This window comes from Moorena sp. SIO3A2, from assembly GCF_010672265.1.
Classification (GTDB): domain Bacteria; phylum Cyanobacteriota; class Cyanobacteriia; order Cyanobacteriales; family Coleofasciculaceae; genus Moorena; species Moorena producens.
On the sequence record NZ_JAAHHC010000061.1, the window covers coordinates 1 to 22,418 of the forward strand.

Consider the following 22,418-nt stretch of genomic DNA (forward strand, 5'->3'; position numbering starts at 1 on the left):
GGGTGTATATCATGTCTGTCATCCCATAATAGTTAATCAAGCGGTAAGCAGCAGCAAGATCTACACGTAACTGTCGTTCTTCTTGGGAATAAAAGGTAGTTATGGAATTATTTATATTAGAGTTTTTTGTATTTACACTCATATTTACATTTTTTTAAGTTTTACTCAAATCAGTCTTAAAAGTAAACAGGAAGTATACGAACTTTAATTAATCTTAAACTTACTATTAAACGAATTTACTTTTATAAATTAAATCACCATCCTTAAGGTCAGTTAATTTATAACCAAAGGAAGTTAAAGTATCATCGCCTTTCGATTTGATCAGGGAGTATAGACCATCAAGAAATATTTTAGAGTAGCGGGCTTGGGAATCGACAAAACGCATTGTATATGCCATTCTCGATGGTAATTTTCCCTCCAGGAGGGGGACACTTCTATGCCAAACAAATTTGTCTAGTAGAAGGGCATCACCCACTTCAAAGTTATCTTCTACTTTATTTGTATCTAAAACCATCTCTTCAACTTTAGAAGCATAGAAAAACTCAAAATAATTAAACTCTTCGGTTTGACAAAATTCTGCAAAATCTTTGTGTTGTATTAGTTCGTACCGGAGGGCATAGTACCCAGAGGTTGGATAAGCCTTTCGTGGTACATATGCCATGCCTCCATGTTGCTCTTTCGTATTAATTGGAACTAGTGGTATCCATAGGGAATATCCTAAATCCTCTGGTTTAATGAAGTTGAAGCTAACAAGATCGAGATGAAAATGAAATCCTTTTCTGTTTGGTTTTAATTCAAATCCCACACCTTGGGTGAAGATTAATTCATTTTCGATTAATGGCTTGAAGGTGTTTTTAAAGTTTTCTTCAGAATAGATCTGGTGGGTGACAGCATTTTCTAGGTCATAGCCTACTCTGGAAAAATCGCCACTGTAAGATTCGGGAACTTTTTTTACTTGATTGGATTCGGCAGTTAGATACCGTAATTTATCGATTGCTTCATCCGTAAACAGTTTTTTTAGTTTGATAAACCCATTCTCAGCAAAAGAGTTTTTTTCTTCTGGGGATATAGTGATTTTGTTGACTAGCAAAGACATAAGCTTTTAAGAATTTAGGATGTAGGATTTAGCATAAGTTAGAGCTCTAAACAAATTTACTCTTAGAGATTAAATCACCCTCTTTCAGATCGGTATTACCCAGTAGTAACTGACAAATCAGATTCCCTTCCAGATAAAGCACATTATCCTGACCGAAATAGATATCCTACGCTGTAACGGCATTGGGATTTGTCACCAGATAGTCACAAGCGGAGGCTAACAGATTGGTACTAGGAGTCGCATCTCCGGCAAAACCACCAATTTCTGCTCTGACTCCGGTGGGAATAATACTAACTGCGACAAATGGTTGGTTAGAAACCCGTTGACGAATATTAATATCAAGTAAAGATGACCAAACCGGCTTTCTGTCTGTATCAATGAAGCTGGATTCAAAGGTGAGAGTATCTCCTTCAACCTTGGTTAAAATCAAGCGAATGGGAACACCTGGTAAGGGAAGCTCAGCAATTTTTTGGGAAATTTCTCTCCAGGTGCGCTGTGGGGGAGGGCATTTAATTTCAAAATCTTTGGTATAGACTTGAGCCATTCTCTATATTTACTTATCTAACAACTGATTCAGTCAACCGGATGAATTTTACACTAATCATCGTCTGGCTTATGAGCTAACAACTCAGTAGGTCTAATCCCCATTGATTCAGCAAGGCTAAAAACTAGGGGTAATCCATGTTTGAGCGTTCATTTCCTTGCCTCCTAAGTTTTCCACTTAGCCAGTGTATCGTAAGAATTACTTTTCATGAGAGAAAAATTTGTTAATTTTTGTAACAAAACCAGAGCAGACCGGGGTGCATCCCAGTTTTGATAAGGGTTTCGTCAATTTTTATTCCCTGCTGCTGCGAATTTGCCCGATCCAAAGTTCCCGACTTCTGCAAGCATTTTATTATATCATGTTAAGATAATAATTTTAAAAAAATAGCTTCCTTTTCGTAGGTAATCTCCCTCCTAATTCCCTGTTCTCTGTTCTCTGTTCCCTGTTCCCTGTTCCCTGTTCCCTATTACCTACTATTTATAAGTCTTCAACCGCAGATGATATTAACTAATTAAGGCCATTTATTATCGAAGCTATCCTGGCCGGTTCCATAAATTAGATCGCCATAGGTTTGCCAATGGTTTACTTCCTGAAGAGATAACTCAGGAGATTGCAAAATCCTGAGATTTTCAACTAATTCAGATTCGGTTTTAGGTGCAGTGAGGACTAAGCGAATCGCTGGTTGGCGCAGTACCATGCGATAACAGTCAGCAGCACTTGGAGCTGGATTTTTCCAGTCTTTATGCCCTTGCAACAGCGAACCCCAACGAGTGGCAGTAAACCCAACTACTGGAATGTCGGCTTTGAGCGCAGCAGGAAACACTTCTACTTCGGCTTTGCGATGGGCCATGTTATAACGATGCATCAGCACATCACAGGACTGCTTTCTCAATAATTCCACGGCTAATTTGCGGTTATGGGTGGTTGCGCCAACATAGCGGATTAATCCTTCAGTTTTCCAGGTATGGATCTGGTTTAAGGCTACTGCAACCTGGTGGAGATCATCTTTAGGGGAGATATATTCCAAAAAGAACACATCTATTGTATCCACATCAAGCAAAGAACGAACTTGGTCGAAATATTCGCGCAGTTGGTTAAGATCGCGACTGTTACTGCCCGTGGAAACTACCACTTGATCTCGTTGAGCTGCCAGAATAGGCTTTAGTCCTTCTAGGAAACTGGTGTAATTCAGGTTGTAAAAAAAGAAGTAATTGATTCCAGCCTCGTAAGCAATCTCTACACAAGTTTTATCCATTGGGTTTTTAGCTCCCAGACCCAAAATACTGACAGTATTACCACTCAAAGTTTTAATATCCATCGCAATATATAACCTTTATACTTGTTTTTAATGTGTGGAAATTGTAGTTTGAATAGGACTGTTAAAACAGCCCTATATATGCTAGATATAATGGGTGCATCTCACTTTTGCTGTTTGATCCGGTGGTGCGTTACGGGGCGGGCTGTCCCAACCAGGCGCAAAGAGGCGGAAAATGATGGCTAGCCCTTCCCTAACGCACCCTACGCAAAATTTATAAATATGAGATGCACCCGATATAATAGACATCTGAGATGTCTAATTTATAATTCATAATTCATAATTCATAATTCATAATTCATAATTCATAATTCATAATTCATCTTTTCCATCAAACACTTAGCAATCCTAGCTGCTGCCCCTGGTTGACCAAGGCGTCGCTGACCATTTTCTGCTATTAGCTGTAACTTGTCGGGGTTATGGAATAACTCTTTCGCTATACTTGCTACCAATTCTGGTTGCTGTGCTATTACTAACGATGGACCTAACAAGCGAGTTTGGGCTTCGGCAAAAGCAGGGGTATATTGGGGACCAACTCCTGGCATGGCAATGGCTGGTTTTCCTAACCCGACAAATTGCTCTGTGGCTGTGCCTGCCATGGCGATACAGAAATCCCCTTGGAGCAGGCAGAGGTTATAGTCGTTCTGGGTTAAAATCAGTGTGCCATTTTGCTTGGTAAAAGCCAAAGCCTGTTTGTCTTTGAGCTGGAGATTGAATGGATCGGATGGCAAGGTGACCTCAGTCCAACTATGAGCGACTAAAACCTCCCGTAAAGGATCTTGGCTTAATCCTGGAGCAATGGCAGCGAGAAATAAAAGCGATCGCGAAGCAAAAGTATCCAGTAACCCTGATGCTGCCAAGATGATTTGATGCCAATTGTGATCAGCCTCCGGTATTCTGGAACCGGGTAGTAACGTAATAGTTAGGGTACGCTTAGTTTCGTTTAATTCTGCATCTTTGTCATAAACCATTGGTGCTGGATAGTCTGGATAAATCCCATCCATCATCGGATTACCCAGATCAAAAGCTGGGATAGACCACTGCTTTAAGATCTGTGTAGTCAGGGTATCTCTAGGAAAAACCCCTAAACAACGGCGATTAGACATCAGCCAACGCTCCCAAGGCAAATAAACCGAACCTGACCACCCTTCCCAACGGGGTCGATTGGGTAACCATCCCGATTCATCCCGCAAATAGTATTCCGATTTGGCAGTACCAACAAAGCCATAGGGTAAACCACTCCACCAGGCAAACAACAGTGGTACGATATCTCCTACTGCTAGGATAAAGTCCCCTGATTTAGCCCAACGGCGAATTGCTTTTAATTGAGACCAAATCAATTGCACTAAGCCTCCCTGCACATCACGCCACACTTGCTGTTGGGACATATAGATAAATCCACCCGATGGCATCTGCTCAACGGAGCCGATAATGGGGATATCTAATGGGAGATAAGCCTTTCCTTCCCCAACTAAGGGTAAGGCGGCTAGTTCTGGACAAGTAGAATAATGTTGCAATTCCTGTAGAATTTGGACAGCAATCACATCCTCTCCATGACCATTGCTCAGGCATAGTAAACGCATGGTTAGTCGGGTTTTAATATAACTAGGACTTTCGTCGGTTGAAGGTTTAAAGTTGAAGGTTGAAGGTTGAAGATTGAAGGTTCAAGGTTGAAGGTTTAAGGTTCGAGGTTGAAGGTTTAAGGTTGAAGATTGAAGGTTCGAGGTTGAAGGTTTAAGGTTGAAGGTTTAAGGTTGAAGGTTCGAGGTTGAAGGTTCGAGGTTGAAGGTTCGAGGTTGAAGACAAGAATGTATAGCGGTTCTGATAGTAATGAGGTAAACAAGATTTTTTCCCGATTCCCGATTCCCGACTCCCGATTCCCGATTCCCGACTCCCGATTCCCGATTCCCGATTCCCGATTCCCGATTCCCGACTCCCGACTCCCGATTCCCGATTCCCGATTCCCGATTCCCTCAATTGAGAACTGCTGTAGTATTGTACTATTCTTGATTTCAACATCAAACGTGAGAGTTTTACTCCTGTCTCCTCTGTTCACGAAATCCTATTGGTCTTTTGATAAAGCCATAGAACTGATCGGCTGCAAAGTCGCCCAACCCCCTATGGGTCTGATTACTGTAGCAGCTATTCTTCCTCAAACCTGGGAATTCCGCTTAGTAGACCGTAATGTTCGTTTAGAAACTGACGCTGACTGGGAATGGGCAGATGTGGTGATCGTTTCCGGTATGATCGTCCAGAAACCTGATATGCTCCACCTGATTGGAGAGGGGAAACGGCGGGGCAAATTGGTAGCCGTTGGTGGTCCTTATGTCACGTCTATAGCAGAGGAAGCTCAAGAAGCAGGAGTAGACTTTCTGATATTAGATGAAGGTGAGATTACCCTACCGAGATTTGTTGAAGCACTGGCTGTGGGAGAAAGCTCGGGAGTATTCCGTGCTAATGGCGAAAGGGCAGATGTAACCAAGACACCAATTCCCCGCTACGATTTACTGGAATTGGATGCTTATAGCGAGATGTCGGTACAGTTTTCCCGTGGTTGTCCTTTCGAGTGCGAGTTTTGTGACATCTCTGTGCGATATGGCCGTAAACCGCGCACCAAAACCCCGGCTCAAGTATTGGCTGAATTGCAAACCCTCTATAATCTGGGTTGGCGGCTTCCTGTATTTATAGTTGATGATAATTTTATTGGCAATAAACGCCATGTTAAGCTTCTGTTGCAGGAACTAGCTCCCTGGATGGCAGAGCATGGTTACCCCTTTCCTTTGTCCACAGAAGCTTCTTTGAATCTGGCCGAAGACGATGAACTTTTGGAGTTGATGATTGCTGCCAATTTTAGTTCAGTCTTTGTGGGAATTGAAACACCAAATACCGATAGCTTGACCCTGACCAAAAAACACCAAAACACTCGTCAACCCTTAGCAGATGCGGTTGAGAAAATTAATCGGGCAGGTTTGCGAGTGATGGCTGGCTTTATTATTGGCTTGGATGGGGAAAAACCAGGAGCAGGCGATCGCATTATCGATTTTGTGGAAGCAACCGCCATTCCCCATACAGTTTTTAGTATGTTACAAGCCTTGCCCAATACCGCCCTTTGGGATCGGCTCAAACAAGAGGGGCGTTTACTAGAAGGTAATGAAGAAAATATCAATCAGACAACCCTGACCAATTTTATCCCCACTCGCCCGATAGAACAACTGGCTCAGGAATATGTCAGTTGTTTCTGGGAATTATATAAACCAGAATCCTATTTAGGAAGACTTTATCGGCACTACTTAAACATGAAGCCGAAACCCCATCACCCTAAGTTGGTAATGCCAAAATTGATCTATTTCTGGGCACTGCTAATTATTATCTGGCGCAATGGCATCAAGCGCCAAACCCGCTTCCAATTCTGGGGTCAACTTTTTTCTATCCTCAGGCACAATCCTCAGGTATGGAAACGGTATCTTAGCGATCATGCCTATCTGGAGCATTTCCTTGAATACCGCCAAATTGTCCACGATCAAATTCCAGCACAACTGACTGAGTTTTTGGCAGCACTTGCTAAAACTAGACCTCTTGCAGAAGTGGCGGGGGAAGTGTACTGAGCGAGGGAGGCGTGGTAAGTGTGGTAGATATGATAAGTATGGGGTAATGGGGCGATCGGGTGATGGGGAGTAACCCGATTCCCGATTCCCGATTCCCGATTCCCGATTCCCAATTCCCAATTCCCTCATGTCCTTCGATTCTTATAAAACGATTGGCGAAGTCCTTAAAGAATTTACAATTACTGCTACTGAAGCCAATTATATCCTGGAAACTGACACTGTAATCAGAGAAGCGTTTAAAGAAGATTTAGAGTTTTGTCTTCGAGAATTTACCGTTGAAGAGTCAGAGTATGCTATTTGTGAAACGATTATTTTTCCGCTCTTGAAGGAAGTGTATAGACAGTATCGAGATAAATTTACCTTATGGAGTCATAAACCAATAACCTATGATCAACAGCTGACTGGAATACCCGATTATATTTTAGCAAAGCGGTCTCCCCTTGGCAAACAAATCTTTGAAAATCCCTATTTTGTAGCTGTAGAAGCTAAAAAGGATGATTTTATTAAGGGGTGGGGTCAATGTTTAGCAGAAATGGTCGCAATTCAAAAGCTTAATGACCAATCTGAGCAAACTATATTTGGAATTGTTTCCAATGGTCAAGTTTGGCAGTTTGGTAAACTCAAAGAAAATCTCTATACTAGAGAAATTAACAATTATACAATTTCTGATTTAGAGCGAGTGTATTCAGCAATTAATTATGTATTCAGTCAATGTGAACTAGAACTTGAAAGTTAGAAATAATTATAGTCAGCATTCAGTTATCAGCAGTCAGCATTTAGCTGACAGTAAACTAAAACTATAGCAATCCTAAATCATTTGTAAAATCACTGGACTTCTTAAAAAATAGTTCCAAATCCGGTCCCTTCTGCCTTCTGCCTTCTGCCTTAAAGCAGCCCATTTCTTTCACGAATCAGATAGGATGGCTATATAGTGGTGCGCCCAGGCAATAAGCTGTGACAAGTTAAATGCGTGAAAGCAGTTCCCTCAACAATTGGGCAAAGCTATCGGAGCCGGTAAGCTCGTTAGTTTATACCTAGACATGACAAGCTACTGGATAATGAGTTAAAGTGTACTTAATACTAAAAACTGCTCAAACTTAACAAGTAAAGCTTAAAAAATAATTAAATAGTGTAATTAACAAAAACTAATTACTAATGACCTATTGTGTAATTCCTGGATGCATCTCTCCTCAAAATCCAGACTCAGCTAAATTTTGCAGTAATTGTGGATATAAATTAAGGTTGAAAGACCGATATAGACCCCTTTATCCCATTGGTCGCGGTGGATTTGGTAGAACGTTTTTGGCAGTAGATGAAGATATCCCTTCTCAACCTCACTGTGTTATTAAACAATTTTATCTGGAGAGTCAACACAGAGGGGTTTCCCAAAAAGCCATTGAACTGTTTCACCAAGAAGCGGTGCGATTGGATGAATTAGGCAAACATCCCCAAATTCCTAGCTTGTTGGCACATTTTGAACAGAATGAACAGCTTTATTTGATCCAAGAGTGGATTGCTGGACAAACCCTAAGCAAAGAGTTGCAGCAACAACAGATATACAACGAGAAGCAAATTTGGGCATTATTACAAGATATCTTACCTGTGCTGCAATATATTCATCAGCATCAGGTGATTCATCGGGATATCAAGCCAGAGAACATTATTCGCCGCGACAGCTCTACAAAGGCGAACGTTGCCCAAAGTCCAGGAATTAGCTATAGTTCTCCCACTGTACCCCTGAGCCAAAATCTGATTATTCAATCCCAGAGAAATCCGCGCCGATTATCCTCGAACAAAACCCAACGCCTTCCTCTAACAGAATCAAAGGAGCTGGTACTGATTGATTTTGGTATTGCCAAATTCATCACTGACACAGCTAATGGACAAACAGGTACGGTTATCGGTACCCCAGAATACATGGCACCAGAACAAATTAGGGGGAAAGCCTTTCCTGCCAGTGATCTGTATAGCTTAGGTGTCACTTGCCTTCACTTGCTGACAGGGGTACCACCTTTGGATATGCATGATTCTCTCAATAACTGCTGGGTATGGCGTGATTTCTTGCCATCAGGGAAATCGGTCAGTAAACATTTGGGTAACATCCTGGATAAGTTAGTCCACAATACGGTTAAAAAGCGCTACCAATCTGCGGATCAAGTATTGCAAGCGCTCAACTCGACCTCACCAGCTATCCAGCCAGTGATTCATGCCTGTGCTAGTCAACGGTTAATCTCAGCAGTAGACCTAGACTACACTCGATTACAGGATTTACTAGCTCGAAAAAAATGGCAAGATGCAGACCAAGAAACCTGGGATATGCTATGTCAGTTGGTTAACAAAACCCCAGGCTATTATCTCAATAAGCAAGATATTGCTAATTTGCCCTGTGACCAATTGCTTAAAATTGACCAACTTTGGATCAACTATAGTGGTGGACGCTTTGGTTTTAGTGTTCAAAGCCGGATCTATGAAGCAGTAGGAGAGGATTACTATAGTTTTTGCGATTGCATCAGCTGGCCCGTTCACAACTCCCATCTTCGAGATCAAGACTTCGAGTTCCAACTCCAAGCCCAAGTAGGACATTTGCCATCACGGCGCTGGGTTGGGGGATTTGACTGGTGGCTTCATGCTGGTGCAGTAGCAAGGAAATTAGCGCAATGCAACATTCTTTAGAAATAGTTTATACAAAATTCTCTCTCTAGGGAAGATAGTATTATTTAACACATTCGATCAAGGTAGTTCACTATACTCTTGTCACCCTCATCTGCTTATCTGTTAATCTCCCACGGCAGTCATGACCTGCGTCCCCAGCGGGCTATGGCACAATTGGCTCAGTTGCTGCGAATTCGACTAGCCTCTGAGCAAGCTAAGGCTAGACAGACCATCTCACCGACAATCTTACCGACAATCTCACCACAGGGCAGCAGTGGTGACGGTGATCTGTTAACAGCTAACGGTCTTTCCAGTCAACCTTTAGGTGCGACCCGTGGCGAATTTAATTCGCCAAGTAAGAGCGCACCTTTGGTAGGTACAGCAACTTTAGAACTAGCTGATTTACCCCTACATCAGCAAATTGTCCGATTTGCTCAGCTGGCTAAAGGTGCTGGCTGTCAGGAATTGAAACTATTGCCCCTATTTCTATTGCGGGGAGTACATGTCATGGAGGATATTCCTTGGCAAGTATCTCTAGCGCAACAGAAATTAGGTAGTGAAATGGTGATTCATCTACTGCCTCACTTGGGAGCTAATCCAGCTTTGGTGAGGCTGTTGAGAAATCAATGGGCAAAGCTAGATGGCGATGCCAAGATTTTGTTGTCCCATGGAACGAGCCGCCCTGGGGTTCAAGAAGAAACGGGGGCTGTAGCTAACCAGTTGGGGGCTGTGGCGGCCGACTGGTCAGTACAGCCGTCCCTTTGGGAGCAGGTCTCTATAATAGCAAACTCTGGAGCAAAAAGGATTGCCATTTTGGCATATTTTCTTTTTGAGGGAAGAATTACCGATGCGATCGCACAAATGTTACTGGAGATACAGCAGAAGTTCCCTCAAGTGCAGTTGAATCTCGGAAAACCAATTGGTGTGAGTGAGGCATTAGTGGATTTGATTATGGATGGGATTAGGCAGCAATGAACCACGAAGACATCAAGGATGCGAAGGTAGTGAGCAATCAATGTTTGGGTAAGGTGTATTTGGTTGGGGCAGGTCCTGGAGATCCCGGATTAATGACCTTGAAGGGAAAGGGGTTATTAGAATTTGCAGATGTGGTAGTTTATGATGCCCTAGTCAGTCCGCAAGTGTTGAAGATGATTAATCCCCAGGCGGAACAGATTAATGCCGGAAAGCGCAGGGGTCGTCATTCCATGTTGCAGCAACAGACAACTCAGCTGTTGATTGAAAAGGCCCACTCTCATGCCGTGGTGGTACGGCTGAAAGGGGGAGACCCCTTTGTGTTTGGTCGTGGTGGTGAGGAAATGGGGGATTTGATCGCGGCAGGGGTGCCAGTGGAGGTGGTACCAGGGATAACTTCAGGAATTGCAGCACCAGCCTATCTGGGAATTCCATTGACCCATCGGGATTATAGTTCTTCCGTCACCTTTGTCACAGGTCATGAGTCAGTGGGCAAGTATCGACCTCAGGTGAATTGGAATGCGATCGCAAATGGCTCAGAAACTATTGTGATTTATATGGGAGTTCATAATCTGCCTCGGATTGTCACCGAATTTTGTGAAGCAGGATTGAATCCCCAAACACCAGTAGTGCTGATTCGCTGGGGCACACGACCTGACTCCGAACAGTTGGTTGGAACCTTAGAGACCATTGTGGCTCAGATTGAGGAAACACAGTTTTCTGCTCCTGCGATCGCAGTCATTGGTAATGTGGTCAAGTTGCAACAGCTTGAAGGTTTTTCACCGTTGAAGGTTGAAGGCGGTTGAAGGTTGAAGGCGGTTGAAGGTTGAAGGTTAACTGGTTGAAGGTTGAAGGTTAACTGGTTGAAGGTTGAAGGTTAACTGGTTGAAGGTTAATCGGTTTAACCTTAATCGGTTGAAGGTTGTTCGCGTAGCGTGGCCAAAGGCCAAGGTTGTTCGCCTTTGGCGTTCGGTCTAGGGTAGGTTAACCGGTTTAAAGTTAACCGGCTGTAACCTGTAACCTGTAACCTTCAACCTGTAACCTGTAACCTGTAACCTGTAACCTGTAACCTGTAACCTGTAACCTGTAACCTGTAACCTTCAACCTGTAACCTGTAACCTGTAACCTGTAACCTGTAACCTGTAACCTGTAACCTGTAACCTTCAACCCCTAACCTTCAACCTTCAACCTGTAACCTTCAACCGGAAGATAGTATCTTTGATCGTAACTTAAGATGAGAACCTAATAAAGTTACGATCAATCGATCAATTTTAAAGAAAATGGAAAACGATCATAAATCAACGGTGATCATTACAGGGGCCTCCTCGGGAGTTGGTTTGGAAGCCGCCAGAGCTCTTGCCACAACCTGGGGATGGCATGTGGTAATGGCTTGTCGGAATCTCGATAAAGCTGAAAAAGCTGCCCAAGAGGTGGGAATACCAAAAGATAGCTATACAGCGCTATATATTGACTTAGCTAGCTTTGCCAGTGTCCGGCAGTTTGTGAATGCTTTCAGAGCAACCGGCAGAACCCTTGATGCCTTGGTGTGCAATGCCGCCATCTATCTGCCGTTATCAAAGGAACCGTTGCGAAATCCCGAGGGATATGAATTGAGTGTTGCTACTAATCATCTCGGTCATTTCCTCCTATGTAATCTGATGCTAGAGGATTTGAAGAATTCATCCTCTTCCCAGCCAAGGCTAGTGATTGTGGGAACTGTTACTGCTAATCCCAAGGAATTGGGAGGAAAGATTCCAATTCCAGCACCTCCAGACCTGGGAGACCTCAAGGGTTTTGAAGAAGGATTCAAACCCCCCATCTCAATGATTAATGGCAAAGCCTTTAAATCTGGAAAAGCTTACAAGGACAGCAAACTCTGTAACATGCTGACCATGCGAGAGCTGCACCACCGCTATCATGACTCTACCGGAATAGTTTTCAGCTCCCTTTATCCAGGATGTGTTGCTGAAACCGCTCTATTCCGTAACCACTATTCCCTGTTCCAAAAACTATTCCCATTGTTCCAGAAAAACATTACTAAAGGCTATGTCTCCCAGGAATTAGCAGGCGATAGACTAGCAACAGTAGTTGCTGATCCTAACTATAATAAATCCGGTGTTTACTGGAGCTGGGGTAATCGACAAAAAGAAGGTCGTAAGTCCTTTGTTCAAGAAGTTTCGAATGAAGCCATGGATGATTCTAAAGCTAAGCGCTTGTGGGAATTGAGCGAAAAGTTAGTTGGACTACGGTGATGTTAAATGTAAGCATTCAGCTGTCAGCATTCAGCTGTCAGCATTCAGCTGTCAGCATTCAGCTGTCAGCCTTGGCCTTTGGCCACGCTACGGGAATGGCCTTGGGCTTTTCCCTAGACTTTCAATTCTGATTAATCTCGAACTATTAAATTCTACCTTTTGAGGTTTATGTTAAGCTGTTCGCTTAGCGTGAGCTTTAGCTCACGGCTGATAGCTGATAGCTGAATGCTTACGATGAAAGACATTAAAGAACTAATCCAAGCTATCTACTCTAAAGACTTGGAAGAGAAAAAAATTTGGTATTCTTCGGTTGCAGAAGCCTACGACCAGGCCAGACCACGCTATCCTCAGCAACTGATTAACCGTGCCGTGGAGTTAGCCCAACTTCCTGCCGATGGGATCATTCTTGAAGTGGGATGCGGTCCGGGCACTGCTACGACAGCATTTGCTGACTTGGGCTTCTCTATAGTTGCTATTGAACCGAGCCAGGAATCTTGCCAGCTAGCGCGACATAACTGTAGCCAATATCCAGCTGTAGAACTTATCAATAGTACCTTTGAAGAGTGGGAGCTAGAAACTGGGAAATTCCATGCTGTGTTAGCAGCGACTTCTTTTCATTGGGTTTCACAAGAAATCCGGTATCAAAAAGCAGCTGATGCTCTAAAAGACAATGGATTTCTGATTTTGCTATGGAATACGCCTCCTCAACCCAACCATGAGGTTTGCCAACTGTTGAATCAGGTCTATCAAACTCACGCTCCCTCTCTGAAACCCTGTGAAGAGATAGAAACTCATCAACGGAACCTCAGCAAAATTGCAGAAACTGTTATTAATTCCGGGAAATTCCAAGACTTAGTATCGGAACAGTTGGTGTGTGACGTTACCTATAGTATTGATAATTATATAGCGCTTTTGAGTACTTTGTCACCTTATATAGCTTTAAACCCTGAGCAGCGAGAGTCTTTGTTTCAAGGGATTAAAGAAATACTAGACCTAGAATTGGGCAATAGTCTCGAAACTTCCTATCTCTCTGTTATTCAGATTGCTAAAAAAATATAGTCGTCAGCTATCAGCTATCAGCTATCAGCTATCAGCTATCAGCTATCAGCTATCAGCTACGCTGTAATGTTGTTTCTCTTGGGTTAATATGGCAAATATTCTTGTTTAATGCCATTGGTGCTAGAGTGATAAAAGGTTTCTTCGCTTACAAACGATCCCAATGAGCAGCAGTCTGAATATCGAGCTAACCGATAAACTGCGCCGCTATGTTGATATGCGGGCAAGCGATGATGATGTCTATGGAACCCCTAGTGAATACATCCGCGATTTGATTCGTCGGGATATGGAGGACTATTTGATTGTTTCCGACATCATCCAAGGGTTACGGGAAATTAGGAATCAAGAATTTGTCCCGGAATCCATCATCGATATTTTAGAGGAAGATAATCTCGATTGTGGCTAGGAAAAACTATGTTCTCACCCCCACAGCGCGGCGGCACTTACGGGAAGCTAAACCATGGTCACGGGCCAGATGGGGCAATGAATTAACAACAGAATCGCTGCTTTTATTCGTATGGGGAGGGATATTCCGACGCTACTGAGTAAACATGCCGTCACCTTAAAAGAGGAGCTTACCGAACTCCGAAAAAGTAGTTTGAACGAGAATTAATTACTTCTGACGATCAAAAATAAATTGGCTCTCCTAGACTGATTATACTAAATTAGTAGTTTAAATTAGCGATTACCCCTTAAATAGCAAGTAATTAAATAAAATAAAAATACATTTTTTTTATTAAAACTTCGCTTTTTTAAATTAATTAACCCCTTGATTAGTAAAGGTTATGACGATTATTTTATACTAATTTATCCTAGCCACTCTAGGAGAGCAAAATACATTAGAACGTGAATTATTTATTCATGCTAAATCGCGCTCACGAATCTTATCCATAATCTCAGGAAACGTGAGCAATTTCACATTTTTGTCACTTAACCAGTCTTTATCATAAATCTGATCTAAATAGTTAACACCAGTATCTGGTATTACAGCCAGAGCTGATCTGATGTGAAGTCGGTACAGATAGGTTAGAGCAGCACTCACCAGCACTCCTCCAGAACCGCCGAGTAATATGCCAGTTTCTTGTGCAAGCAGGTGACACATAGAAATGGCTTCCTGATCGCTGATTTGACATCGATAATCGAATACTGAAAAATCAGTGTTTTGAGCGCACCATCCTAAACCGATACCATTCACTAAATACGGTTTAAAAGGGGTGCCAAATATAGCAGAACCTTCAACATCACAAGCTAATACTTGCACTGATGGGTGATTGTTTTTAAACCATCGAGCGATACCACTTAGATGTCCACCTGTGCTAACCGCTCCTACTAATAAGTCAAAATCCAAATGACTGATTTCAAGAGCTGTGTGATTGCAATGAAATGCGGGATTATCAGGATTATCATATTGATTAGGCCAGTAAGCATTAGGATGGTGTTTTATGATTTCCTTAACCCGTGCAATACGAGCCTGTTGGTATCCTCCATGTTCATCTGGAGTTGTCACCATCTCAACTTGTGCTCCATAAGCTCGGTACAAATTAAGATTTTTAGTGCTTACTTTGGGATCAACTACAATGATCACCTTAAAATCCATCGCTGCACCCAACATTGCCAGGGCTTTGCCTAAATTACCCGAAGTTGACTCAACAACAGTTCCCTTCGGTTTGAGTTTTCCCGTTTCCAAGGCAGCTTGAATGAGTCCTAACGCAGTTCTATCCTTGATACTTAAAGTAGGGTTGAATTGCTCTAACTTTAGATAAAGTGTTTTTCCCTCTGGCAAAAGTCGATGCTGTAACGAAACGATCGGTGTGTGACCGATTGATTGTTTCAAAAATATTATTAAATACCTGTGTATGCATCTTGTCCATCTGTTGAACCTCGTGATTTTGGGTTAGTTTACTAACCATAGGTCATCTAAAAACAGGCACTTATCCTAATCACAATTAGGATTAACCTAGAGCAATTAAGTTCTGAATACTATAGTTAGTGAGCAGATGATTATCCTCGTTTCCAATCAAAATTGGGTCTTCAATATGAAGCGCACCAAACCCAAATTCGTAGAATGGAGTTTCTACAGAAATGACCATACCAGCCTCAATACGTTCTGTTTCACTTGGTGCCAGAATAGGACGTTCGTAGGGTTCTAATCCAATACCATGACCGACATGATGTCTGCGATATTCTCGAAAACCGGCTTCATGAATAGCAGCCATTGTCAAATTAAACACATCACCTCCTGTCATACCGGGTGATATTTCTGAGATGGCGGTCTTCATTCCTAAAGCCAAGGCATGATAACGTTCACTAGCGGCTGGGGATACTTCACGGTAAGCGTAAACTCTGGCAATATCTGACCAAAATCCTTGATACCATGCATCGGAATCGAACCATAACAAATCTCCAGGGGCTAACCGAATGTCTTCTCGTTGACGACGTTGCCCACCGACTGCATGGCGACCAATTTTTACCATTGTTAAGGATGGATAGGCCCCTTGTTTAACCAATGAAACTTCAAATAAGCGAGAGATTTCGGTTTCTGGTATATTCTCATAAAGGTTATCCAAAACTTCTGCGATCGCACGCTCATTGATCTGGGCTGAACGAGTTAACTGCTCAACTTCATAAGACGTTTTAACACGACGGACAAAGCGTAAAATCTCAGAAGATTCAACAAACTGAGCTTTAGAAAACATAGACTTCAGCTCTGCCAAAGCAATGTCTGAAAACCCATTTTGATCATATCCTATTCGACTACTCTTTGCATTTAGCGCAGTCAGTAAAGCCTCAAGAGCCTGGACAGGAGACTTGTAAGCATCTTCAACAATCGACCACTGCTGTAACAGCTTTTCCTCATCGGTTAAAGCTGTTTCCGACAGGTACTCTCGGTAAAAGCGGCCATAACAATAAACTTTACCCAGGGGGGGAATTGCATCAAGGAGTTGGTCAATTTCTCCGATAGAATGAACAACATTTACCTGGTCCGGGTTGTCACGAGTGATCACTACATAGCATTGCCCATAGTAGGGATTCAGTGTTTTAATGACCGGATTAAAACCCGTTAGATAAAGAATATTTTCGCGGGTAGCCGCTATGATTATATCCAAATAATGGTTATCTAGCTGTTGCTTTAAACGTTCAAGGTTGTAAATCATATATCAATAACTATTTAATCATTTCATTATCCTGAAATTTTCATCTTTATTTTTTCAATAAGTAGGCATTAATTATTGGAAAGACAATAATGAAACCCCCCCCATTGCATATCACCCTCTTGATAGAAATTAATCCAGGGTTCAATACTTTTGAGTGTTTTGTCTATTGCTTCTTTTGAGATTTGTTCAATTATCTCTTCATAACGTTTCAAAATCTCATCCCTGAATCGAATGTAGTGAGTGCTAACATGCCTAGAAAGATCGATAACTTGTATTTCTTCAAAACCTAGTTCTTGTAAAGTTTTTTTATAAAAGTGAAAGGATCCAGCGTCTTTGATTTGCAATCGATTAAACGCGGGCTGTAACTTCTCTGGCGAACAATCATGATTGCGTAAAGTATCTGTAAAAATGAGTTCTCCCCCAGGTTTCAAGATACGGCGAATTTCCGAAAGAACCTGACGGCGGTTACCACTGTGTACCATTGAATCCTGAGACCAAACGATGTCAAAGGAGCGATCGTCATGGGGAATATTTTCAAAGTTACCTTGCTTTACCTCAATTCGGTGATTCAAATTTTGAGCTTGGTTCATTTCCAAATTCCGTTGATTTTGAAGTTCACTTAAATTGAGGCAAGAAACAAAACAACCATATTTTTTGGCCAGATAACGGGCTGTGCCCCCATATCCTGCTCCCAAATCGATCACCTGAGAATTTTCTCCGATCTGTTGCAACATTGTTGCCATCATGTTTACGATTCGCTGGGAAGCCTCTAATATAGAATCATCAGGTTCGAGGTAAATCCCAAAATGGATATGCTCTCCACCCCAAATCATCTTATATATCCGATCAGTCTCAATGTTATTATAGTAAGTCTCGGCAATTTGTACTGCTTCTGAGTAGCAACTATCCATACCATTTAATCCTTGGCAGCAATTATCATTTTAGGACACAGGTGTTCAAATTGTCAAAATGTCTGTACTGTATATAGCAGTCCTAAATGATTCGTGAAATATATTGGCCAAATCGTTCGCTATAACCCTTGCCCAGCAACGAGTCCAGATTTTGCTGATTTTACAAATGATTTAGGATTGCTATATTTCGTTTTTACTACTTATGGCATAGACAGTATTTTTTACCAATTCTAAAGTTGCCTATTCCCTCTTCTGACTTTCCTGTTCCCTACATCGGCAAGAAGTATACTAGATCAGGCATTGGCTAACGAATGTGCCAAAATTAAACTACAGTAATAAGCGATGCAGAGGTGCGACCCGTGGCGAATTTAATTCGCCTACGGAAAGCGCACCTAAGCGGTCTTGGGGAGCCAGTGCGGTCTTGGGGGTTCCCCCCATGAGCAACTGGCGTGGTTTCCCCCATGAGCGACTGCATCAAGACACTGACGTAAGCTAAAGCGCGTAATCACACCCAAGGAGTATCACTTGTGCAGTCACAATACAACCCCACCGAGATAGAGGAAAAATGGCAACAAATTTGGGAAGAGCAAGGCTTGTACCAAACCTCCACAGAAACTGACAAGCCGAAATTCTATGCTCTATCCATGTTCCCCTATCCATCGGGTAACCTGCACATGGGTCATGTCCGTAACTATACAATTACTGATGTGATTGCCAGAAAAAGCCGGATGCAAGGCTATCGCGTACTTCACCCTATGGGTTGGGATGCCTTTGGATTACCCGCAGAAAATGCTGCGATCGCTCGCGGGATTCATCCGGCGAAGTGGACATACCAAAATATTTCCCAAATGCGATCGCAATTAAAGCGCCTGGGACTGTCCTATGACTGGGATTGTGAAGTAACCACTTGCTCCCCAGACTATTACAAGTGGACTCAGTGGATTTTCTTACAGTTCTTCAACGCTGGACTGGCCTACCAGAAAGAAGCAGCAGTGAACTGGGACCCGGTAGATCAGACCGTGCTAGCCAATGAGCAAGTGGATAGTGAAGGACGTTCCTGGCGTTCTGGTGCCAAGGTGGAACGGAAACTGTTGCGTCAGTGGTTCCTTAAAATTACCGATTATGCCGAAGAATTGCTCAAGGACTTGGATACCTTAACCGGTTGGCCAGAACGGGTGAAGCTGATGCAGGCCAACTGGATTGGTAAATCTGTTGGTGCTTATCTAGAATTTCCCATTGTGGGCTTAGATGACAGCTCAGATCAGGGCTTAGCTAACAAGATTGGTGTATTCACCACTCGTCCCGATACCGTTTATGGGGTTACCTATGTGGTGCTAGCACCGGAACATCCCTTGACCGCAAAAGTCACTACCCCTGACCAAAAGGCTGCAGTTGAAGCCTTCATTGAGGAAGTCAGTAACCAAAGTGAACTGGAACGGACAGCAGAAGATAAGCCCAAGCGAGGGATTCCTACTGGTGGTAAAGCAATTAATCCCTTCACTGGGGACGAAATCCCAATATTGATTGCTGACTATGTGCTGTATGAGTATGGTACTGGTGCGGTGATGGGAGTACCAGCTCATGATACCAGAGACTTTAAGTTTGCCCAGGAAAAGCAATTACCCATCAAAGTGGTGATTGTCCCAACTTCAGATGATGTCGAGACAGTTAATGACACTCCTCTAGAAGCGGCTTACACGGAACCGGGGATTGTAGTGAATTCTGACCAATTCAATGGCATGGATTCCCCCAAGGCCAAGACCGGGATTATTGAGTATGCTGAACAACAGGGCTGGGGCAAAGCCCGAGTGCAGTATCGCCTCCGAGATTGGTTAATCTCTCGCCAGCGTTACTGGGGTGCCCCGATCCCTGTGATTCATTGTCCTAACTGCGGCGCAGTGCCAGTGCCAGACCAAGACCTGCCAGTAGAATTACCAGAAGATGTGGACTTTAGCGGACGTGGTCTTTCTCCCTTGGCTCAATTAGACAGTTGGGTGAATGTACCTTGTCCCAATTGCGGTACACCAGCGAAACGGGAAACTGATACCATGGATACCTTTATCGATTCCTCCTGGTATTTCTTACGTTATCCCGATGCCAAGAATGACTCTGCTGTGTTTGATTCCAACAAAACCAATGATTGGATGGGAGTGGATCAGTATGTAGGGGGCATCGAACATGCTATTTTGCACTTGCTCTACTCGCGATTCTTTACTAAGGTATTGCGCGATCGCGGTTTACTCACCATTGATGAACCGTTCCAACGTCTTCTAACTCAGGGTATGGTGCAGAATACGGCTTACAAAAATACCAAAACCGGTAAATATTTCGCTGTTGTAGATATCGATCCCAATGACCCTAAAGATCCAGACACTGGGGAACCGTTGGCGGTATTCTATGAAAAAATGTCCAAGTCTAAATACAACGGTGTCGCACCAGAAGATGTAGTAGCTAAATACGGTACCGATACCGCTAGGATGTTTATCTTGTTTAAAGCACCACCAGAAAAAGATTTGGAATGGGATGATGCTGATGTAGAAGGGCAATTCCGTTTTCTTAATCGTGTCTGGCGTTTAGTATCGGATTTCGCCGCTAATGGTAGCACTAAACCTAGCTCGTCTAATGGTGATTTAACTAAACCGGAAAAAGACTTACGACGAGCTATTCACACCGCCATTAAAGAGGTAACTGAGGATTTAGAAGGGGAGTATCAATTTAATACAGCGGTTTCTGAATTGATGAAGCTAAGTAATGGCATTACTGATGCTAAGTGTAAAGACTCCCCGGTCTATAAAGAAGGGATTGAAACCTTGATTACATTACTCGCTCCCTTTGCTCCCCATATTGCTGAAGAACTTTGGCATAGTTTGGGTCATAGCTCTTCAATACACAATCAACCGTGGCGTGAGTACGATCCTGATGCTTTGGTAGCTGATGAAATTACCTTAGTGATTCAAATCAAAGGCAAAACTCGCGGCACTATTCAAGTTCCCGCTAACTCCGATAAGGCAGCTTTGGAAACCTATGCTCGGGAATCTGAGGTAGCACAGCGATATCTAGAGGGTAAGGAGATTAAGAAGGTAATTGTCGTACCTGGTAAATTGGTAAACTTTGTAGTGGTTTGATCGGGAAAAAGCGCTGGACGCAGGGGATAGGTAATGGAGCGATCAGCGATCAGCGATCAGCTTATGTGCTACGCACACGCTACTTGAGGTGCTATCAGCTATCAGCTTCCCTGCGCTCATCGCTATATAGCGTTGATTGCAGTTGTGAGGTACGCTTCTCAACCTCAAAGTCCCCCTTTTTAAGGGGGATTTAGGGGGATCGCTTTGTACCTCATAGCTATAAGAATTGCTATATATAGCTACAAAACAATCAGGTTCATTTACCAAAAGCTATGTCTGAACAAAACGCACAAGTCTGTCCTCTCTGTGGTGTCAAGATCATACCGGGAGGGCAAATAGAGGATAAGGTTATCTTTAAAGTCGGACCAGTAGGAACGAGAGCTATTCTTAACCAGCGCGTTTGTCAGTACGTTCAGAAACCAGGCTGTATCAATAAGAATCCTTAGTAATTATCAATGGGGTAAGGTGTTTTCCTTGTAAGCATTCAGCTATCAGCCGTCAGCTATCAGCTTGTGGGCGTTGCTTAATAATGGAATGATTTTAAGAGTTTTTAGGTGCGCTTTCCGTAGGCGAATTAAATTCGCCACGGGTCGCACCTGTAGAATGGGCATCTTGGTAGAACTGGCATCTTGCCAGTTTCATGCTTATTGTCAAACAGGCAGGATGCCCACTCTACTGCGATTGATGCCAATATTGTCGGGCGGGCAGGATGCCCACTCTACTGCGATTGATGCCAATATTGTCGGGCGGGCAGGATGCCCACTCTACTGGAATTCAGCGGGCAGGATGCCCACTCTACTCCTATTCAGTGGAATGGGCATCTTGCGTGGAACTGGCATCTTGCCAGTTTCTTGCTTATTTTCGGGCGGGCAGGATGCCCACTCTACTGCGATTCATTCGAAGACTGATGCAACGCCCCATCTGTAGCCCATTAGCTGATAGCACCTCAAGTAGCGTGCGCGTAGCGCATAAGCTGAATGCTGAATGCTGAATGCTGAATGCTGATAGCTGAATGCTGAATGCTGATAGCTGAATGCTGAATGCTAATTCACTTTGGGAATCCCTAATTTACCTAGGAAGTTGCGCACCAGTAAGGTTAGCATTATCAAGGTTAGCGTTAGTCAAATCAGCGTTAATGAAATTAGCGTTACTGAGGTTAGCGCCACTCAAATCAGCACCATTGAGGTTGGCATTCAGAAAGGTGGTGTTACTGAGGTCAGCACCCCTAAAGGAACTACCACTCAGGTCAGCACTGATGAAATTTGCCCACACTACGCTAGCACCACTGAAGTCGGCGCGACTCATGTTGGCCCCTGTGGCGTAGGCTGAATCTAAGTTGGCATTGCGGAAGGTTGCCCCTGTGCCATCAATAACTCTCATTGCTGCACTTTCGAGCATGGCATCAGAAAGGTTAGCGCCACTGAGATTGGCTCCCTGGAGGTTAGCATATCTCAGGTCTGCTTCCCTCAAATCAGCTCTGGCTAGGTCAGAATTTACCAGGTCACAGCTTCGACATTCCTTAGTTTGCAGGAGTTGTAGATAATGCTCGCGCTCTTCAGCATTGATAGGAGCGATTAACCCTAAGGAGGCTAGCAGTAGACTAATTCCTAAGATTCTGAATTTCATAATTTCTGCCCTTATCTGGTTTTGCCTGTATTATGGCAGTGAAGTTCAAGAAATACCTATTATTTCTACCCAAAATTGATAAACTACAGCGCTGCGCTCAGGGAATAGG

The 22,418-nt window shown here is 43.2% G+C and carries 21 protein-coding genes; 13 read left to right on the plus strand and 8 right to left on the minus strand.

The genetic code is table 11. From position 1 onward, the window contains the following. Positions 1-226: 226 nt before the first annotated feature. From F6K64_RS33595 to F6K64_RS33610, 4 genes are all read right to left on the minus strand, one after another. Entirely contained in the window at positions 227-1,096 is an 870-nt protein-coding gene (locus F6K64_RS33595; RefSeq protein WP_008188126.1) for a hypothetical protein, read from the minus strand. Between the two features lie 166 nt (positions 1,097-1,262). Next, positions 1,263-1,640, minus strand: coding sequence for a DUF3326 domain-containing protein (locus F6K64_RS33600; RefSeq protein WP_008188125.1), 378 nt, complete (start codon positions 1,638-1,640; stop codon positions 1,263-1,265). A gap of 511 nt (positions 1,641-2,151) precedes the next feature. After that, positions 2,152-2,958 carry an aldo/keto reductase gene (locus F6K64_RS33605; RefSeq protein ID WP_008188124.1) on the minus strand — a complete coding sequence of 269 codons (807 nt, stop codon included), beginning with the start codon at positions 2,956-2,958 and terminating at the stop codon, positions 2,152-2,154. Between the two features lie 302 nt (positions 2,959-3,260). Next, positions 3,261-4,538, minus strand: a complete 1,278-nt coding sequence (locus F6K64_RS33610; RefSeq protein ID WP_008188123.1) for a lipid-A-disaccharide synthase-related protein — start codon at positions 4,536-4,538, stop codon at positions 3,261-3,263. A 441-nt stretch (positions 4,539-4,979) separates the two neighbouring features. Between F6K64_RS33610 and F6K64_RS33615 the strand changes: the two genes are divergently transcribed. The 9 genes from F6K64_RS33615 to F6K64_RS33655 all read left to right on the plus strand — a co-directional run bounded on the left by F6K64_RS33615 (position 4,980) and on the right by F6K64_RS33655 (position 13,898). Beyond that, positions 4,980-6,560, plus strand: a complete 1,581-nt coding sequence (locus F6K64_RS33615; RefSeq protein WP_287267646.1) for a B12-binding domain-containing radical SAM protein — start codon at positions 4,980-4,982, stop codon at positions 6,558-6,560. A gap of 127 nt (positions 6,561-6,687) precedes the next feature. Continuing rightward, a complete protein-coding gene (locus F6K64_RS33620) occupies positions 6,688-7,296 on the plus strand; it encodes a hypothetical protein (RefSeq protein ID WP_008188120.1) in 609 nt (202 codons plus the stop codon). A 419-nt stretch (positions 7,297-7,715) separates the two neighbouring features. Next, positions 7,716-9,233 carry a serine/threonine-protein kinase gene (locus F6K64_RS33625; protein WP_008188119.1) on the plus strand — a complete coding sequence of 506 codons (1,518 nt, stop codon included), beginning with the start codon at positions 7,716-7,718 and terminating at the stop codon, positions 9,231-9,233. 78 nt (positions 9,234-9,311) lie between these two features. Continuing rightward, the gene (locus tag F6K64_RS33630; protein ID WP_287252549.1) at positions 9,312-10,187 is read left to right on the plus strand and encodes a sirohydrochlorin chelatase; all 876 of its coding nucleotides are present in this window, start codon (positions 9,312-9,314) and stop codon (positions 10,185-10,187) included. Then, positions 10,184-10,990: a uroporphyrinogen-III C-methyltransferase gene (gene cobA / locus F6K64_RS33635; protein ID WP_287262805.1), complete on the plus strand. Its 807-nt coding sequence runs from the start codon at positions 10,184-10,186 to the stop codon at positions 10,988-10,990. The genes F6K64_RS33630 and cobA overlap by 4 nt, the downstream gene beginning before the upstream one ends. 474 nt (positions 10,991-11,464) lie before the next feature. After that, positions 11,465-12,436, plus strand: coding sequence for a protochlorophyllide reductase (locus tag F6K64_RS33640; RefSeq protein WP_008188115.1), 972 nt, complete (start codon positions 11,465-11,467; stop codon positions 12,434-12,436). Continuing rightward, positions 12,436-12,567: a hypothetical protein gene (locus tag F6K64_RS33645; RefSeq protein WP_008188114.1), complete on the plus strand. Its 132-nt coding sequence runs from the start codon at positions 12,436-12,438 to the stop codon at positions 12,565-12,567. The genes F6K64_RS33640 and F6K64_RS33645 overlap by 1 nt, the downstream gene beginning before the upstream one ends. 103 nt (positions 12,568-12,670) lie before the next feature. Beyond that, on the plus strand, positions 12,671-13,495 hold the full coding sequence (locus F6K64_RS33650; protein ID WP_008188113.1) for a class I SAM-dependent methyltransferase: 825 nt from the start codon (positions 12,671-12,673) through the stop codon (positions 13,493-13,495). Between the two features lie 160 nt (positions 13,496-13,655). Beyond that, a complete protein-coding gene (locus tag F6K64_RS33655) occupies positions 13,656-13,898 on the plus strand; it encodes a ribbon-helix-helix domain-containing protein (RefSeq protein ID WP_008188112.1) in 243 nt (80 codons plus the stop codon). Positions 13,899-14,351: 453 nt separating this feature from the next. On the opposite strand, the gene F6K64_RS33660 is transcribed toward F6K64_RS33655, so the two are convergent. The 3 genes from F6K64_RS33660 to F6K64_RS33670 form a co-directional block, all read right to left on the minus strand. Continuing rightward, positions 14,352-15,326, minus strand: coding sequence for a cysteine synthase family protein (locus F6K64_RS33660; protein ID WP_287267625.1), 975 nt, complete (start codon positions 15,324-15,326; stop codon positions 14,352-14,354). Between the two features lie 118 nt (positions 15,327-15,444). After that, the gene (locus F6K64_RS33665; RefSeq protein ID WP_008188110.1) at positions 15,445-16,647 is read right to left on the minus strand and encodes a M24 family metallopeptidase; all 1,203 of its coding nucleotides are present in this window, start codon (positions 16,645-16,647) and stop codon (positions 15,445-15,447) included. A gap of 68 nt (positions 16,648-16,715) precedes the next feature. Continuing rightward, positions 16,716-17,558, minus strand: coding sequence for a methyltransferase domain-containing protein (locus tag F6K64_RS33670; protein WP_008188109.1), 843 nt, complete (start codon positions 17,556-17,558; stop codon positions 16,716-16,718). Between the two features lie 313 nt (positions 17,559-17,871). Here F6K64_RS33670 and F6K64_RS33675 point away from each other — a divergent pair, with 313 nt between their 5' ends. The 4 genes from F6K64_RS33675 to F6K64_RS33690 all read left to right on the plus strand — a co-directional run bounded on the left by F6K64_RS33675 (position 17,872) and on the right by F6K64_RS33690 (position 21,610). Beyond that, the gene (locus tag F6K64_RS33675) at positions 17,872-18,054 is read left to right on the plus strand and encodes a hypothetical protein (RefSeq protein WP_287267626.1); all 183 of its coding nucleotides are present in this window, start codon (positions 17,872-17,874) and stop codon (positions 18,052-18,054) included. A 31-nt stretch (positions 18,055-18,085) separates the two neighbouring features. After that, positions 18,086-20,683: a leucine--tRNA ligase gene (gene leuS / locus F6K64_RS33680; protein WP_287267628.1), complete on the plus strand. Its 2,598-nt coding sequence runs from the start codon at positions 18,086-18,088 to the stop codon at positions 20,681-20,683. Positions 20,684-20,955: 272 nt separating this feature from the next. After that, positions 20,956-21,129 (plus strand): NblD family protein, encoded by a 174-nt coding sequence (gene nblD / locus F6K64_RS33685; RefSeq protein ID WP_287267629.1) that lies wholly within the window; start codon positions 20,956-20,958, stop codon positions 21,127-21,129. 88 nt (positions 21,130-21,217) lie between these two features. Further along, a complete protein-coding gene (locus tag F6K64_RS33690; RefSeq protein ID WP_271968921.1) occupies positions 21,218-21,610 on the plus strand; it encodes a hypothetical protein in 393 nt (130 codons plus the stop codon). A gap of 141 nt (positions 21,611-21,751) precedes the next feature. Here F6K64_RS33690 and F6K64_RS33695 read toward each other — a convergent pair whose 3' ends face one another. Next, positions 21,752-22,309, minus strand: a complete 558-nt coding sequence (locus F6K64_RS33695) for a pentapeptide repeat-containing protein (protein WP_287267631.1) — start codon at positions 22,307-22,309, stop codon at positions 21,752-21,754. Positions 22,310-22,418: the final 109 nt, after the last annotated feature.

Excerpts from the sequence above, each read along its gene's own strand:
- F6K64_RS33655 (WP_008188112.1), top strand. The coding sequence starts at position 13,656 with ATGAGCAGCAGTCTGAATATCGAGCTAACCGATAAACTGCGCCGCTAT.
- F6K64_RS33605 (WP_008188124.1), bottom strand. The coding sequence starts at position 2,958 with ATGGATATTAAAACTTTGAGTGGTAATACTGTCAGTATTTTGGGTCTG.
- F6K64_RS33665 (WP_008188110.1), bottom strand. The coding sequence starts at position 16,647 with ATGATTTACAACCTTGAACGTTTAAAGCAACAGCTAGATAACCATTAT.
- nblD (WP_287267629.1), top strand. The coding sequence starts at position 20,956 with ATGTCTGAACAAAACGCACAAGTCTGTCCTCTCTGTGGTGTCAAGATC.
- F6K64_RS33620 (WP_008188120.1), top strand. The coding sequence starts at position 6,688 with ATGTCCTTCGATTCTTATAAAACGATTGGCGAAGTCCTTAAAGAATTT.
- cobA (WP_287262805.1), top strand. The coding sequence starts at position 10,184 with ATGAACCACGAAGACATCAAGGATGCGAAGGTAGTGAGCAATCAATGT.
- F6K64_RS33600 (WP_008188125.1), bottom strand. The coding sequence starts at position 1,640 with ATGGCTCAAGTCTATACCAAAGATTTTGAAATTAAATGCCCTCCCCCA.
- F6K64_RS33625 (WP_008188119.1), top strand. The coding sequence starts at position 7,716 with ATGACCTATTGTGTAATTCCTGGATGCATCTCTCCTCAAAATCCAGAC.
- F6K64_RS33645 (WP_008188114.1), top strand. The coding sequence starts at position 12,436 with ATGTTAAATGTAAGCATTCAGCTGTCAGCATTCAGCTGTCAGCATTCA.
- F6K64_RS33670 (WP_008188109.1), bottom strand. The coding sequence starts at position 17,558 with ATGGATAGTTGCTACTCAGAAGCAGTACAAATTGCCGAGACTTACTAT.
- F6K64_RS33695 (WP_287267631.1), bottom strand. The coding sequence starts at position 22,309 with ATGAAATTCAGAATCTTAGGAATTAGTCTACTGCTAGCCTCCTTAGGG.
- F6K64_RS33595 (WP_008188126.1), bottom strand. The coding sequence starts at position 1,096 with ATGTCTTTGCTAGTCAACAAAATCACTATATCCCCAGAAGAAAAAAAC.
- F6K64_RS33640 (WP_008188115.1), top strand. The coding sequence starts at position 11,465 with ATGGAAAACGATCATAAATCAACGGTGATCATTACAGGGGCCTCCTCG.
- F6K64_RS33650 (WP_008188113.1), top strand. The coding sequence starts at position 12,671 with ATGAAAGACATTAAAGAACTAATCCAAGCTATCTACTCTAAAGACTTG.
- F6K64_RS33610 (WP_008188123.1), bottom strand. The coding sequence starts at position 4,538 with ATGCGTTTACTATGCCTGAGCAATGGTCATGGAGAGGATGTGATTGCT.
- F6K64_RS33690 (WP_271968921.1), top strand. The coding sequence starts at position 21,218 with ATGATTTTAAGAGTTTTTAGGTGCGCTTTCCGTAGGCGAATTAAATTC.